Origin of the sequence: Klebsiella aerogenes, assembly GCA_029027985.1 — a bacterium.
GTDB classification, from domain to species: domain Bacteria; phylum Pseudomonadota; class Gammaproteobacteria; order Enterobacterales; family Enterobacteriaceae; genus Klebsiella; species Klebsiella aerogenes_A.
On sequence record CP119076.1, the window covers coordinates 4,530,485 to 4,546,963 of the forward strand.

Below are 16,479 nucleotides of genomic sequence, written 5' to 3' on the forward strand. Positions count from 1 at the left end.
TTTGTGACCGGGATTTATATGCGTTCTCTTCTCTGCGCCGCCGTGCTGGGGCTTTGCTCGACCTCGCTGATGGCCGCCACTCCCCAGGGCTTCTCCTTCGCCTACAAAAACTGGGAGGTCGCCTGCGATAATACCGGCACCTGCCGGGCGGCAGGCTATGGCGCCACGATGGGCGAAGTCAGCGTCCTGATAACCCGCAGCGCAGGCGCCGGGCGACAAGCGACCGCGCAGGCCACCTTTGCGCAGACCGAGCACGACATCCCAGCAGATGCCACCGTTAACCTGTTTATCAACGATAGCGATCGTGGAACGCTCGATGCTATCGACGACAGCCATTTTCACTTCGACGGCACGCAAACCAGCGCGCTCGTTACTGCGCTGGAACAGAACGGTAAAATCGAGTTAGCGCTCAATGGCCAGCGTAAGCGGCTATCCAACGCCGGTAGCAGCGCGGTATTTCTCAAGATCGATGAATTCCAGCGGCGCATTGGCACCGCTGACGCGCTTTTGCGCAAAGGCGACGGCGATGACAGTGCCATTCTGAATGCCGTTCCCGCACCGGAAATCCTCAGCGCGCCCTTTATCCACAATGCCCAGCCTGTCGCGCTTAACGCAAAACAGCGGCAAAAATGGCTACCGCAACTGGACGCGGTGCTCAACAGCCAATGCGATGATTGGCATAACGCGGATATCCCGGCCAGCGAACGGCAAATCACCGCCACGCCGCTGGATAAAAACCACGCTCTGGTTCAGGCCTTGTGCTGGCGCGCCGCCTATAACGACGGTTACGCGATGTGGGTCGCGGATAACACGCTGGCCGCCAAACCACAGCTCATCACCACCGATGCCTCCAGCTATAACGATGGCGTGGTGACCTTCTTCAATAAGGGGCGCGGCATCGCCGATTGCGTCAGCGGCGAACAGCGGGTGTGGGATGGTAAAACCTTCGTGCAGAGCCTGAAATACAGCACCGGTATGTGCCGGGAAATTACCCCAGGCGGCACCTGGCAGCTTCCTACCTTCGTCAGCAAGGTGATCCCCAGGCAACTCAGAGATGCCGACATTCTCGCGTTGAAGGTATTACATGATGCCGTATTAAAAGAGCAGAAACGTAATCCGGAACTCGCGCTACAGAACATCGCGGAGCAGTTCCCGCTCACCGGTCACGTCACTCACTTTACCCTGGCCTATGCCGACGACACGCCGGTCTCGACCAATAAGCCAGCAGTGGATATCAGCGATGATGAGTGGCAGGCGTTTCTGCATTCTGATATCAGCGCCGACTCGGAAAACGGCAAGATCAGCTTCACGCTTATCGACCTCGATGGCGATGGCAAACGCGACCTCATCATCGATAGCTACGTCGGCGGTACCGGTTTGTTCAGCTATACCGGCGTGCTGAAACGCAGCGATAATACTTTTGAGCCAGTCGACGGTACCGACGGCAATGAAGACGATAATTTCGATGCCGGCGTGCCCGGCGCCCTCTACTCGATTAACGACCGCGGGGCGAACCAATGGGACCACTGGGTCAGAATCAACGGCCAGGTCTATGCGCTGTGGTTTAACGGCGTGTTTGGTGAAGATAATCTGTATCTACTGCGCCCGTTCAGCCAGAGCGCCCTCACCCCGGCGATCGCTATCCGCTACCGTTATAACCTCAATATCATCCGCGCCGCGGAAAACGGGCAGTCATCCATGCCTGCCTTAAACGATAAGGACAAAGCGGGTTTGTTAACGTCGCTGGACGTCATGCAGGCCAGCCTGCTGAAGGATAAACCCGCTGGCGATAACGATGAGCCGATTTGCCCTATCCCCCCAGGCACCACTAAAGACGATGCAGACAGTTACTATGGCGGCGTTGCGGGACATTACACCGTCGAGACGGTGGCGTGGATCCCGGTATGGCTCAACGATAAATGCTTTATCGGCACGATCTTCAGCCATCACGGCGCCTACCGACATGGGGTGGACGCCATCTTAACCATCAGTTCTCCGCGAGATGAAGAAGACATCATCGGTGATTACGACATCTCCGGCGTACGACATGCCATCTCGATCATCAGCGGCTGGAAAGTCCGTGAAGGCGATAATGGAGTGATGTGATTTTAAGCATAAATGCGCCGTTGAGCGCAGAATTGCCGCAAAGATAAGCAATTGAACAATAAATAGAGAAATTTCATTGACGGAGTGGGCGGATTACGGTTTAATGCGCCCCGTTGCCCGGATAGCTCAGTCGGTAGAGCAGGGGATTGAAAATCCCCGTGTCCTTGGTTCGATTCCGAGTCCGGGCACCAAAATTTAGTTTCATGGCGTTCCTATAAGTCCTGAAACGTTAAAAAAATCAGTAAGTTAAAGAAACCTGATGGTGCTGAAAAGTTCCGTCAGGTTTTTTAACATCCAGAGTATTTGGGGGCCTATTGGTTCGGTAAACTCTGGAGCCCCCGCTATGCCACTCACCGATACCGCCATCCGCAATGCAAAGCCTGGTGATAAACCCTACAAACTCAGCGACGCGCAGGGCTATATCTGCGATATCAAACCTAACGGATCTAAACTCTGGCAGCTCAAGTACCGCTTCGGCGGCAAGGAAAAGAAGCTGGCGTTTGGCGCTTACCCGACCGTCACGCTGGCGAATGCACGCAAGCTGCGTGAAGAGGCTCGCGCCGTACTCAGCGCGGGCGACGATCCGGGGATAAAGAAGCAACAGGAAAAACAGGCGAAGAAATGCGGCAAAGAGCTTATAAAAGAGAACCACTTTCAATAAGCGTTGCTAATTTCTACTTATAAATTTCTACTGGATACCCTGCTTCCTCCAGTTATTAATTGCCTGAGATATCCGTCCTGCCGTCGCATTATTCTGCCATTCATCCCAAAAATCAACAGTACCACTATTTGGTTTATGAAGCGGTTCATCAATCCTGACTCTACTGGGAAGTAAACTAGCATCACCAACAACTAATGCCTCACCTGTATCGAGTGTGGGGAGAATATCACTGAATCCTCCTAAACTTTCAGGAAGAAGTTTTCTCACAACAGATTGATCATCTGAATTTGTTAAACGCATTGAGACGAAATTGCTGCACTGGCTTAACATTGTTTTATTGACCTCTGAGGGTCTCTGGCTAATAACAACCAAGCTAACCCCATATTTTCTTCCTTCTTTAGCTATTCTCTCAAAAACATCTATGGAAATATCGTCTGCCGCACTAGCGTCATTCCTCTGGGGCATATAAAGATGAGCTTCATCACACAAAAGAGCCACCGGATGCCGAGAATCAGAAGGCGTCCACTGTTGTAAAGAAAATGCTAATCGTGCAACTAAAGAAACGATCAGAGGGAGGATATCAGAAGGCACTTCTGAAAAACTAACTATCTTTATGCCTCCCTCACCATTTTCTGCAGTACTCCCTAACAGAACATTAGCAAGTTCAGATAACCAGTCAAACCGTAAAGTATCATTTCCGCCTTTAAATAAAAAACCAAGACGTCTATCTGTCACCTTATTCTCAAGCCGGGATATCAAACGAGAAAGTTTTCCATTAAACTCGCCCATCTTTTGACCTCTGGCACCATCAACCATCTCAGAATTTATTTCATTTAATCTTTTCAGAAGAAAATCCATATCAAAAGGAACTGGACTATCCACTGTAAAACTATCAAGAATATTCTGATGATTTCCCTTTTCTAAATAATCTTTTTTTGCTTTATTTATTTCTCTGGAGATAATCATTGCCTGATTTGGCGCATTTTGGTCGGAACGATCGACAAATAAAGAGACTAGAGCTTCATAAGAGAGTAACCAGTAAGGAAGGTAAATAACACCATCGGATATGGTCTTATTTTGTTCTACCTCTAAAGGACCTGCTACCTTATAGTGTTTAACACCTTGATAAGAAAGAGGAGAATACTCCCCATGAATATCAAAGACAATTCCATTGGCAGATGGCAAACCAGCCATCTGCTCAATAATTTTTGCTGTCGTCCATGACTTACCTGAACCTGTACTTCCGCCAACAAAAGCGTGTCTCTGAAAAAATTTGTTCCCATTCAAATACGCAGTAGCATTATCATCAAGCGTATATTTTCCTAAAGTTAACGCATTACCTTGGCTAGTAGCATTTGAAAGAACTCTCATAAATGCCGTTAATTCTTCCCCTTCAAGAGCAAAACAATTTGCATCGATTTCCGGAACACTTTCTAAAGTACGACGAAAAACATTATGTCTAGATCCATCTCTATCAAGTAACGTACCGATCAATGCAATTTTACATAGATTCAGTTCATGCTCCTCTTCTTCAGATGAGTCTAATATATTATTTATTTTCTTCCTTGTTACTTGTGTTATAAGACCAATCAAATGTTGCCCCGGCCTTGCACTTTGCAATACAACAAGTCGATTAACCTGGAGCCGTTTTAGATATTCAGGTACTGCCACATCAATGATCACTGTTGTAGTATCAACCGAAGCAACCTTACCTAATGCCTGTTCATCCTCAAATTCAAACAATGCCATATCCCCTCCGTTAGCACACCAATTTTAGATATCCTTTTAAGCTCCAATACTCATCATCAACAAAAATTGGGCTTGTAGCTTCCGAACTATAAATAATCGATCCTGAATTCTCTTTTTCACACTCTATCGCAAGAAAGTTTTTTACTTTCCCGCTCAGAAGAAAATCACGGGCGGATTCAGTTAAACCATGAGTTATTAGTGTAATACAAGCATTCTCTCGCACACATTTTTCAACCAGTTTTTCCTGAATATGCTCATCATTAAACCCAAATCCTATACATAAATACGATGTAGCATTTCGTATTGCGTTATCGGCCAAGTTAATAATAGTTCTAAAGGGCTCATGATATGTCACTGAATATTTTTCAATGCCAGGCGTTACAATTTTTGGGATATGATTATCAGGAATTACATTTAAATGGCTATATCCTACAATATCATTAAGTGGGCTGGTAAACCAATCCAAGCTACCATGCACCTTCAGAATTTTAACAATTCGATTGCATCTAATGTGTTCAGTTCCTTTCTGTGTGCGACAAAATCCATGTGAAAAACCCGTGTAGTGATGATGCCCGGCTTGCTCTACTGCATATTCGGCTAATCGGTCATAATTTGTTGTTATGATATTTATTTCATTCAACGCACTTCTAAATAGAGAAGAAACTAACTCTGACAATGGGAAATAATTTGACTGTTGAATTGACTGATTAAAGACATCAATATCTTGTGGATTTAATAGCTTCCATGTTAGATGAACAACTTGCTCTGTTAAATCTACTGGTAATCTTACTTCATGTAGCGCTGTTTCAAGATCTTTTCCGCTATTTAGCATTGCTGAAAACTGCTGCCATTTTTCTCGTGATGCCTCATCACTACGACTAAGATCTATAGATTGCAATAAATGTGTAGCTAAAGCCCCCATACCTGATAATCCAAATGCAGCAGATGCTCCACTGCCTAAAATAATAGTGGGGGCCTGCTGATAAAAACGCTGAGCCTGTTTTGCGTAATCAAATTCACTCATATCCATAAGCTCTTATTAAAGGTATTACATATCAATTTTTCAAACCGCACTATACCCCTGCTTCGGGTCATTCTTATACTGCGGAAACGCCAGTTTCAGTTCCCCTTGCTCTACCAGCGGTTTTAAGTACTGCTGACGCAGCGCATTAGGGTTACGGCTAAGGATCTGCCCCAGCGCTGCAACAGAAATATACTGCCCCTGACACACATTCAGGATCACTCTCTTCATCAGCGCTTTATCCCCCAGACGCAGCCTTTCACGTGGAACCGCAGCTAAAGTAAACAACGAATCCCGGAAGGATTCGGTGAGATTATCAACATCATCAATATAGGGTCTGTCGATAAAGCGGTTAAGCAAACGTCCATGCTCATCTCTGGACACGGGCTGATCGTCCCCGGCGTTATATGTGGAGCTATCCTCGTTATGTGTGGACCTCTGCTCGCTATATGTGGAGTTACCCTCGTTATGTGTGGACCTCTGCTCGTTATGTGTGGAGCTCACAACCGCACCTAACGAGAAAACCTCATCCGGCGTCATGACCGATACGCCAGGCAAGGTGTAATATTTGCTTTTCTGCTCACCCTCAGCGACCAGAAAACCTTTACTTTCCAGACGTGGAAGCGTCAACGTGACTTCGCGGGAATGACGGGTTGTTAACTGGCAGGCGCGTTCATGATTGACCCAACCTTCAATCGCTGCGGTTGCAACAATCACCTGTTCAAAATCATCAAGCTGATCGAAAGTCTCGCCAAATCGTTGATGCAAATCATCCAGAACGTGCTGCGGGATCAGGCTGGCGGTTGGTAACTCCAGTATTGTCTGTGCCGGGAAGGGATTTTCTCTCAGTCTCGGCATGCGCCAATTGGTCGTTCGCCAACCGCTAAAAATCTTCGGCATTCCTGAACCTGCACGTTCACCCAGACCAATCAGCAAAAACATCTGGTGTAGCAACCTGTTGCGGCAATCACTGACTCCGCCCGCAATCACATCCTCCAGCGGCAGACGCATCAAGCCGGGATTACGAAAGCCAAACATGTCGGGACGTTTGACGATCAGAATAGAAACCCGATCGGTAAAATCAGCATGGACCAGCGTGTTGACCAGCGCTTCACGCAGTGCGATATGTACTGGTGTATCCGTTCTGCGCAGCCCCTCTTCAAGCGTAAAGGGGACTTTCAGATCGGCGACCAGCTTTTGGTATACCTTGCGATAAAAATCAAACAAGTTCCCTGACCATGTACCGTCCGGACATACCCGATCCACCCAACGCAACTCCGTTTTAGCTTCGGGGCGTTCCTGGTAATCCACCATGTAGTTAGGCGCTGCGGCAATAATCGCATCCCATTTACCAAACATGAGAACACCAGCCAACGTGATGCCCTCTTTTCCGGTTTCCCTGTCTTTACGCCATCCACCAACTATTTTAAATAGTTCAAACGGCTCACAGGCCAGATAAGGATGCTGCGGATTATTTGCCGATAGCAGATTGCGATAGACTTTCAGGCTGTCCAGATCGATGTCGTCCTGAAAGGTGTAGTGTTCGGAAAGCACTTCATTATCGCGGCTGTCGTGGATCTGCTCTGCAAGCATCCGCTTGACGGTCATATCATCACAAACGCGATCGCCTTCGTGCAGACGTTGATAGGTGTTACCAAATGGGGACTTTTTCAGGTGAACCGGCTTTTGTTTGCGCATCGCCTGTGGAATATGGATCGCCAGAACGTCCGTTCCCTGCAAAGAGACCTGTTGCACATCGTTTTCTGATCTCAGCACATTCACACTGACCCGATCGCGATCGTTTAACTGATTAAACAGATCGGTCTTAATCTTTTCGGGATCAGCAATCCCAACTGGTGTAAATTTTCCAGCCTGTTCTTTTACACCGAGAACTACCCAACCGCCCCGACCATTTGCCATTGCGGAATAGGTGGGCCAGAAGTCTTTCGGTAACTCGCCTTTGCCGTCTTTTCCCCCTGCCAGCTTGAACTCTACCTGTTCCGATTCAACAAGGGTTTGCAGATCTATAATGTCTTTTATTTGCAAAGGCATAGAGGTTCCTCTGGCTGAAAATATTCGGCTATATGATACCGCATCTACCGAATATCCGGTAGGTTGCTAAGGGTACTGACGGATCTTTCAACCTTATTTATAATCCTTTCCGCCACATGACGAGCGCCTCTTCAACTATCCCCGCAGGCAAAAATTCCTGCTCCAGACGACCACGCGGCAAGCAGATCAAGTAACGATAAAAATCAGCCTCTTCATTAAGCAGGCCATCAGGTATTGCTTCCTGCGCTTTTACCGGTTCAGGAACGGCGCTATGGCTGGCATATTGCTCAAACAACTCACGGTTCATAAGCAGAACATCAAGCGTCGGGCAACAGCGTCTGGCTCTCGCCAGCATCAGTAGCCCCCAGCTATCCATGTCCCCCCAATAGGCAACGCGTTTTTCATCCAGAACAGCGCTGGATAACCATTGCACGTCAAGGCCGCACCCTAAGATCGCGATAGTGTCAGATAACGCTGGAAGTTGATGCAGACACTGTTCATTTTCAATCACCAGCACACGCGATGCGGGCAATGTCGTTTCCGCCAGTTCCGCCGTCGTCACCCGGCATTTTTTAAAAGGGAGCAATCCGGGTGATAACGGTGCAACCAAAACCCAGTGACTGGACTCATCAAAGGCATCAAGAAAGGTCGTTAATCCCTGCTCGCTGGCTTCGCCGGAAAAACGCACATCCAGCAGTCGGGTTAATAACGAAATATTATTCTCGATAAATTTGGTATCCACCCCTTGCCCGGAAAGCAGCCTTAACGGTAGCCCTTTTGCGCAGCCTGGCGCTAATCGGCAGGCCAGCCTGGCTGCGCTGATGATGTCTTGTGGGTCTTTGTGCCGCCAGAGAGAACGATGGCTGACCAACAGCGGATGAAAAATGGGATCAACCTGCTCAATAATTCTCTCCAGCAAGCGAAATTCCCGACTCACCGCCGGATCCGCCGCTGCGTTGAGCCAGTCAGAAGGGCCATTCAGTATCCAGCGTAACGGCATTAATACTGGCGTGTCGCTCGCCCGATAACTCACCTCTTCCCAATCCACACGCCCAACCGTTACTTGCCGCCATAACTGCACGTGCTGCAAAACGTACTGCGTTTGCTCTGCAAACATTCTGGCGGAAGGTTTGCCAATGGGCAGGCAGAGCGGCCAGCTACCTGGGGGAAGTAAGCGCTCAGTCCGAAGCTTTGCGTTATCCCACTGCCGGGCCAATTTTTTACGCAGTTCCTCAGGAGAATACATTCTACGCGTTCTCCCGCCGCTGGTAGTGTTGTTCCAGTTCTTCCCAGCTCAGCGAGGCCATATTCGAATCCTGACCGCGCCGGTGGACGACAATCGCCGAGCGAGTATGGTCGCGCAGCAGGCGCATCTCTTTATTAGGAGTGATAAATACCGCATGTAAGCCAAACTCTCTAAGCGCGGCAATGATCCTGCCCGCCACGGCATGAGAGCTACGGGAGAAAGCTTCATCAAGGACAATAGTGCCAAACAGCGGATAACGACTCCCCGCAGGGCATAGCGCGTAACTAAGTGATGCGGTCAGCACGTAAGACGCGATAATCTCTTTTTCTCCGCCGCTACCGCCCTGCGAGCCGGTACGTGACTCAATCACATTTCCGCTCTGACGATCCATCACCGACACGGCGAACTCCAGACGAAAACGGGGATCCAGCAGCGCCTTCGCCCCCAGGGTACGGTTTCGTTCACAGGCATCCCGCAGTTGCGCCACCAGCACCTGTAAGGCCTTATAATGGCTCTCGCCGTTATCATCAACAAACCGGGCGGCATTTAGCTGACGCTGTGCTTTTTCAAGCGTGCGCAGGCTTTCATGGACAACTTTTTTGGTATCCAGACGCAGGTAGCGATCCGGCTGAAAATCAACCCTGAACATGGTTTCATTGAGTTCGCTGAGTCGCGCTTCAATCACCAGCACCTCGTGATCGATATGGCTGAGCAGTTGCGTTACGCCGTCGTCAGATGAACGATTCAGATAGTCAAGAAAGCGATTGAGCTTTTCCGGCAGGGCTTCTTCGGTCAGTTCCTGCAAACGCTGTAAATAGACAGGAATATCGTCTAAATCAGCCCCTGCCTCAACGAGCGCCCCGGTATCCACACGTTTGGCTTCAGACATACGTTTGGTCAGTTCAATGTTCAGTCGATGCAGTTCACCTTTAACCCCCTCAATTTCTTGCTGAATTCCCCGCTCATGTTGACGTTCCAGATCGCGAATGTCGGGCAGTTGCTCCAGAGTCACCGCAGGAAAATGTAACGCGCACAACTCTCGCTCTTCATCCTGCATAGCTTGTTGCGCGGTTTGCTGGGCCTTACGTTCTGTGGCCCGGGCTGAGGTGAGTTCTGTATCCAGCCCGTTAGTGACTTTATTGGCGGCTCTAAGCTGCGTATCAAGTTCAGATTCAACCGTTTGAGCCTCTTCAAGCTTTGCTTTCGCCACGCTGGCGTCAGAATCCGCGCGGGTCAAATTATCCAGCCGCTCCCGGAGTTGTTCCAGCTGGCGCATTGCGCCGGGAACGTCAATGCTATCGTAATCAAGCTGCTGTATTTTCTGAAATAAAGCCTCCTGACTTTGAAGCTGGCCTACCTCACCTTTCACAAACTCAAATTGCTGACTTGCGGTTTTAAGCCGCTCATGAAGCGTAGCAATCTCTTTTGCAAGGAAGTTCAGGCGATCGCGGTTATCGAATCCCGTCAGCCAATCTTCATCAAGGCGTTTCTGATCCTGCTTGTCATAAAAACGCTGTTTACCGGACATTAATCCCTGCACCGTCATGGCATGAGGCGTGTCGCGCAACTGTTCAGGGCTCTCGACACAATGCCTGTCGCTTTCTGCCAGTAATGCTTTGACAGCTTCCCGCCACGGATGATCTTTCCACAACAGCTTGCGGGTAAAGCCATCGTCGAAAAACCGGGCGGAAGAGTCCGGCAATTTGACTTCCAGCAGCCGCACATGCAGACGGTTATTGCGCTGATTTACCCAGCGCAGCGCTTCCGGTGCAGATTCTGGTGAAACCAGAATACGCAGCCGGTTACTGCCAACGGCACGCTCAATCGCACCGCGCCATTGCGCCTCTTCCGGTTTAACCTGAATCAGTTCGGCGACGAAAGGCAGTTCAGACTCATCAACGTTCAGCGCTTTTGCCAGCTCGCTGCGAAACGCCTGATAATGTGCGGGAAGGTTAGAATCCGGACGACGCGCAATCTCGGCGCGTTCAGTTTCCCGCTCACGCAGTTCTTCGGTAATGCGATGGCTGAGCGCGCCTTTTTGATACGCCTCCTCCTGTTTTAACTTTATATCATCGGCGAGCTGTTCACGTCGGGCCTCGGCTTCATGCTGATTCGCCTCCAGCTGTGGCTGGCCCAGGTCAGGCGGCAATCCAAGATTGCGGGTCAGCTGTTGATACTGGCGCGCCAGAGTTTCTCGACTGCCGAGCGTTTTTTGCCAGTCATTGATGCGGTCATTCAGATCATCAATATTTGCTCCGCCAGCCTGGTAATAACGCTGCATGTAATCAGCCACCACCTTTTTTTGCAGCTCAAGCTGTGACTGGATCTGTTCCTCGCAGGCCTGAGCCTCGCCAAGTTCGACTTCAAGATGGCTGATCTTTTCACGCCAGAGCTGGCTTGCCTGTTGCGCAAACCAGACCGGCAGCAAGGCTCCCAGCGTCTGTCTGTCAGTAAGGTGTCTCTGCTGCTCCTGATACTTAGCCCAGCTCAGCGCGACAGGTTGCAAAGACTGCTGCTGTTTACGCGCCGTTTCCAGCTCCTGATGAATCTCAGTCAGACCATCAAAACTATTGGCCACTTCTGTTGCGCGATCGAAGGCGGAATGGTCGTCCAGCACCAGCTCGCGGAAAATCTCATCAATACTGTTGAGCTGTTTTAACCCTGCCGCCCGGTTTAACAACGTAAACGCGTTTTCCCCCACTTCGAAGAAATCCCGCAGGCGAGCCAGGTACTGCTTTTTATTCAGGTATGTCCAGATGCCGGTCACTTCCTTTTCCATTTGCCGCAGCAAACGTATGCCGCCATCATGGTAAACATTCAACCAGTGCTCCAGCGTCTGCCCGGGGTTATCGCTGAACAGCCAAAGCCTTTTCATATCCGTCACGCTGGAGCTGGTGGAATCAAACCACAACAGTGCCCCCAGACGTACTTGTTGCCCTTCGCGCTTCAGCGTAGCGGCAATACCGGTCACGGTTTTACCCGGCCTGGCAATATGCGATTGGCTTTCTCCTCCATCACCGGGGCCAGATACGCCGCGCACGTAGGAGATAAGATCCCTGTCGCTTTCATGACCGCCGGTTGAGGCCAGGTTGTAACGGGGATTGGCGCAGAGTAGCGTCATCAAGGCATCGACCAGCGTGGTTTTTCCGCTCCCGGTTGGGCCAATAACGGCAGTCCCTTCATGATGGATTGCGGCCTGATGCAATCCATGAAAACCGCCCCAGTTGAACAACTCGATGTGGGTAAGAATGAAAGATTCCTTCCCAGTCAGACGAACTATCTGATTCATACGTCCTCCTCGCTGCTATCCTTTTCTGACGCGTTATCCGGGGAGGTTTGCCGGGCAATCTGTTCCCGCAGCCATGCCAGTAATGCCTGAAGATTCATCGGATCGGCAAGATGAGCAATAATCGGACGAATCACGATCCGCTCATGCGCATCCGGCGACGTGACCAGCCCATGACCCTTTAATTGATCCAACAGGGTAAGCAACCGGGTACGTTCTTTTGATTCACTCCCCGGATCGCCAAGGTAAATCTGGAGCTGAGGGAGGAGATCGTCGATAGCGATCTGCGCCTGGCTGGCACCGGTTCCACTTTCTTGCTCCCAGGCAACAAAATGCTGACGCAGTATGGCAACTAATAATGATTGTTCCAGGTTAAGCCGCTGCCGTCTCACCAGAGGGTGAGACCACTCATCCTGCTCTGGCGTTTCGTCAAGTCTGACTTTGACATACAGCAGACCGCGGATCTCATCAATGCCAATATCCAGATCGAGAGGTTCCAAAATGTGAGTAACCTCTTCAGGGTGAGTCAGTGCCACGCGGTACAGATTAGGTTTACTGGTCTCTTCCAGCAGGCCGTATTTGAGCAATTCCTGAGTCGCTTCACGTATTTTTTTCAGTGTTCGCGTTTCGCTATTGGTTGCAGTTTCCTCAACCAATGCTTCGGCAACTTCTTCATCCAACGATTCTGATTCACTGCCTGCATTTGCAGTAACGCTCCGGTTAATCAGTTTGTCAAAAAAGCCCGCCATGCCAACTACTCCCAATCAATATCCATTAATGCCTGACTTTCCAGACCGGTAATGGGCAAATTAAATCGCCAGCGACGACCTTCCCCATCACTAAGCTCAGCAAATTCGCGCTGTGAATCAATAACCTCAATGCCCGCTTCTCTCGCCATGCCAATCCAGACGGCGAACGTTTCGAGATCGTGAGCCGGGGGCAACAACGCCGCCAACTCAGCCAGACCAATGGGACGATTTTCTTTTGCCAGAAGCTGCAACGTCTGCTGAATCAACGCCTCACGATCGAGACCATTGAAAGCATCCCAGAAATCATCACCAATCTGCGTTAAATCCGCCGCATGATTACTGAGATCCAATGTCTGTTCCGCTTCACCGTCCACTTCTTTAAAACGCAAGCGTTCAATAGCAGGGACACCCGTTACTGCCACACCAATGGCAGGAAGTGGAACCTCTTGTTTGCGAATAACCTGGCGCTGCCAGTCGAGTTTTAATGCCAGATTCAGAAATTCGTTAAGCAGATGGCCAACACGGTGGTGTTCAGCAGCAAGACCGGTTTTCATAAAACCGCGAACATCGCGCTCGCTACGAGCGCGCGCCTGAAGTACGGTTTGCGATTCATCGTTCAGGCGTTTAACCAGCCAGCGCAAATCGTGGCGCTGTAGACGGCTGAGTGCATCGGAAGCAGAAGGATGGCTAAGGATGACGCGCAGTCGCTCGCTCATTGCCTTCAACTCAGCGGACTGGCGGAGCTGTTGCTGAAAACTGTCGAAGACTCTCCCTTCCGGCGTATTAAGCAGCGCGTCCTGATCGTTTAACAGGCGTTCGACTATATCGCCGCGGTGATATTGCTCACCGATAATGGATTGCCGAAGCGCGCGATCTGCCTCGCGCCAGGAGTCTTCCACGCGACGAAAGTCAGCCCTCAGGCTGGACGCTAAATTGAAGACCTCGCGAATATGTTCAACCGCCTGATGCGCTTCCAGCACCTCAATATGCCCGGCTTCCACCTCCTGTAATTCACGCTCCAGTTCGGCAATACGGCGACGTAAGGTTGCAACCCGGTTTGCCGGATTAGGATTCAGCCGGGTTTCCAGATTTTCAATTTCTCGCTGTACGGTGGATAAACGGGAAGCCGTAGAGGTCATGAAACGATTATCCAGTGACTCAACAAACGTAATCGCGACCTCGAGCGCATCGGTGGCGAAGATACGTCCATCCCGCTCGACAATTAAACGCCGTTTTATCCATTCTCGTAGTTCACGACTGGCCTGAAGAGACGGATTGTCCTGATTAATCTCATACTGTTCCTGACTCACATGCTCGACAAGAATACCGGTAAGGGACTGAATCGCGTCCTCAAGGGGGATACCATCATTTGATTTTTCAAACAGCGTTTTCAGGCAACTCAGTATCAGTGGGGAACGACGGGTAGCAAGAAGTATCCAGGCAGGATGCTGGTTTTTTGCTGAAATATAATTTTCCGTACGCTGCCTTGTGTTTTCTTCCATGTAGCAGAGCCTTCAAAATACTAGTTGAGGTACACAGACTACGATAATTCGCCGTTGCAGATTTTTTCTCCAGTAGCCTGCCTTACTTTGTGATTTTTATCACAATATTTCCCCCAGTGACTTTTCTCCATTATCAGAAAAAATCCCGGAATCTGTGTGCTATGAATTCGGGCTAATGCATGAACTGATAACATCTAGTAATAACTTTACAAGACAGGATGCTGAAAGGCGTGGTGGAAAAATGCGGAAATGGTGTTAACTCCCTACGATAAAAATAACAACTCTGCTTCATAACAATGGTGAGTTTTATGGTATGGAGCAAATCGCGTGTCGTAAGAGTGGGGGAGTGGGTCAATTACACTCCAATTTTTCGTGACAACCATCACAAAACCAAAGCGACTTTTTATGGGGGACTTCGTGGGGGCTCTGTTCGCGAGAAAAACCAACAAAACCAATAACAAACAGCGTGTTAATCGTGGATATGGTTCCGAGTCCGCCACTAATTTAAAGAAACCAGCCTACGGGCTGTTTTTTTGCTTTTCTACATTTGCTTTTCTACAACCGGACTCTTCATCGAACTACGTTCGATTATTCGCCGCACAGCGGCTCACCCCTACGGGGCCAGCGCGCTCCTGTCACTCAATAGATTTTTGGCCTGATTCGGCGCGATAGAGCTTAACGCTCAGGAACCTCATCACGCCGCGCTAGCAGCGCGTGGTTTTCTTTTTGGCAGGAAGGCGAAACACCTCGCCGTTCGGCTTGGCAATCCCCATACGATACTGCGTCTCTCTTGCCGCCTTGTGAAGGTCAGCAAACTCCTCTTTACGAGCTGGCGGCAGTTTGGCTTTCTTCAGGCACCTATTGCGGTGCATCCTGATCCATTCGCGATCGTTGTCATCGACGCACATCTGCATCACATCGACCCAGCGTGAAGCAGCCCGACGAAACAATCCTCGGGCTTCCAGAGATTCAGCGATACTGTCCTTTATCATTCGAAAATTCTCTCACATGTGCCAGCTAAAATGCGCATCCAAAAATATAACCACACCATCCTCTGGAATAACGAAAACACCCCTGATAATTGAATCCGGAATAAATCAATGCCTGCTCAATATAGAGGGCATTTATAATATTAATTGCTGTGTGCATTAAAACCGCCGAAGCAGTAAGTACTTCCAAAGAGCATTTTTATCATATCCCACGGATTATCACCTGGGTTATTCCTGAACTACGGTTATACCTATCAATCGTTGATTAAATTATCATAATACCGTTGTTTAATGGCTTGTCTGTCGATATGTATTTCTGCATTCAATTTCTTCACCCATCTCTTTTATGGCTTCTTTGCAGGACACTCCAGCAATTTATTTTTAAAGATAAACAGGCAGGCCTCATTAAAGTTCGCTAGTCCCAGACGTTCATAAAGCTCAATGCGTTTGCGATACAGGCTTTTTACCGACGTATTAAGCACCCCGGCTATTTGGTCCATCGTCATTCCCGCTCTCAGTAGTGTCAGCGTCATATGTTCCTGCGGATTCAGGTAGAAATTCCGTAGCCACTCTCGAGTCAGCCGCTTACTCTTCACGTCAAGAAACAGACTAAATAAATTGGCCATATCCGTCGGCGTTAGCGACATGTTCAGGAACCACTTTAAGCTCAGCAGATGCTCTTCCCGGTGGCGCATATCCAGCACAATGCAGCAAATACGTTTTCCCACTTGAGCGGCATAGGGAATAAGGTAATCATAAAAACAAAGCGGTGCCCGACTATCCACCAGTACCGAAAATTCTTCTGCCTCGCTATCGAACAGCGAACGTTCGACAGAATGTAACTGGATGATATCAGGAAAAAAAATCCTCACCCCTTCAAAGAGATAATGATCCTGAGTAACTAAAAACATTGTTGTTGCCACAAATCATCCCTTTAACATTAAAGCAACAAAACCCCTGCAGGGAGAATAGGCACACCGCGATTGGCGTGCGACTATGGCGAGCAAAATAAATAATCACGTTGTCGTTTTAGTTATCCCTCCCCCCTCTCCCTCCGCCGTGAACCATCCGCCTTGCTATGTTTACGAGATTTCCTAATTATCTGCGTACAGGCCAAT

General features: G+C 49.3%; 10 protein-coding genes, 1 tRNA gene and 1 pseudogene. 3 read left to right on the forward strand and 9 right to left on the reverse strand.

Annotated features, from left to right (window positions below; genetic code table 11):
• The first annotated feature begins 18 nt into the window (after positions 1-18).
• The 3 genes and pseudogenes from PYR66_21545 to PYR66_21555 all read left to right on the forward strand — a co-directional run bounded on the left by PYR66_21545 (position 19) and on the right by PYR66_21555 (position 2,728).
• Positions 19-2,106, forward strand: coding sequence for a DUF1176 domain-containing protein (locus tag PYR66_21545; GenBank protein ID WEF27828.1), 2,088 nt, complete (start codon positions 19-21; stop codon positions 2,104-2,106).
• Between the two features lie 115 nt (positions 2,107-2,221).
• A tRNA-Phe gene (locus PYR66_21550) sits at positions 2,222-2,297 on the forward strand.
• A gap of 152 nt (positions 2,298-2,449) precedes the next feature.
• Positions 2,450-2,728, forward strand: a pseudogene (locus PYR66_21555) (Arm DNA-binding domain-containing protein).
• Positions 2,729-2,794: 66 nt separating this feature from the next.
• Here the strand turns inward: PYR66_21555 and PYR66_21560 are convergent.
• From PYR66_21560 to PYR66_21600, 9 genes are all read right to left on the reverse strand, one after another.
• On the reverse strand, positions 2,795-4,516 hold the full coding sequence (locus PYR66_21560; protein WEF27829.1) for a DUF87 domain-containing protein: 1,722 nt from the start codon (positions 4,514-4,516) through the stop codon (positions 2,795-2,797).
• A gap of 10 nt (positions 4,517-4,526) precedes the next feature.
• A complete protein-coding gene (locus tag PYR66_21565) occupies positions 4,527-5,540 on the reverse strand; it encodes an SIR2 family protein (GenBank protein ID WEF27830.1) in 1,014 nt (337 codons plus the stop codon).
• Positions 5,541-5,579: 39 nt separating this feature from the next.
• Positions 5,580-7,589: a putative DNA binding domain-containing protein gene (locus tag PYR66_21570; GenBank protein WEF27831.1), complete on the reverse strand. Its 2,010-nt coding sequence runs from the start codon at positions 7,587-7,589 to the stop codon at positions 5,580-5,582.
• 97 nt (positions 7,590-7,686) lie between these two features.
• The gene (locus PYR66_21575; protein WEF27832.1) at positions 7,687-8,835 is read right to left on the reverse strand and encodes a DUF3322 domain-containing protein; all 1,149 of its coding nucleotides are present in this window, start codon (positions 8,833-8,835) and stop codon (positions 7,687-7,689) included.
• A 1-nt stretch (position 8,836) separates the two neighbouring features.
• Positions 8,837-12,124, reverse strand: coding sequence for an ATP-binding protein (locus PYR66_21580; GenBank protein ID WEF27833.1), 3,288 nt, complete (start codon positions 12,122-12,124; stop codon positions 8,837-8,839).
• Complete coding sequence (locus PYR66_21585; GenBank protein ID WEF27834.1) at positions 12,121-12,870, reverse strand: DUF4194 domain-containing protein; 750 nt, start codon at positions 12,868-12,870, stop codon at positions 12,121-12,123. The genes PYR66_21580 and PYR66_21585 overlap by 4 nt, the downstream gene beginning before the upstream one ends.
• A 5-nt stretch (positions 12,871-12,875) precedes the next feature.
• Positions 12,876-14,372 (reverse strand): DUF3375 domain-containing protein, encoded by a 1,497-nt coding sequence (locus PYR66_21590; GenBank protein ID WEF27835.1) that lies wholly within the window; start codon positions 14,370-14,372, stop codon positions 12,876-12,878.
• A gap of 704 nt (positions 14,373-15,076) precedes the next feature.
• Positions 15,077-15,364 carry a PerC family transcriptional regulator gene (locus PYR66_21595; GenBank protein ID WEF27836.1) on the reverse strand — a complete coding sequence of 96 codons (288 nt, stop codon included), beginning with the start codon at positions 15,362-15,364 and terminating at the stop codon, positions 15,077-15,079.
• Between the two features lie 341 nt (positions 15,365-15,705).
• Positions 15,706-16,272 (reverse strand): LuxR family transcriptional regulator, encoded by a 567-nt coding sequence (locus tag PYR66_21600; GenBank protein WEF30521.1) that lies wholly within the window; start codon positions 16,270-16,272, stop codon positions 15,706-15,708.
• Between the last annotated feature and the right edge of the window lie 207 nt (positions 16,273-16,479).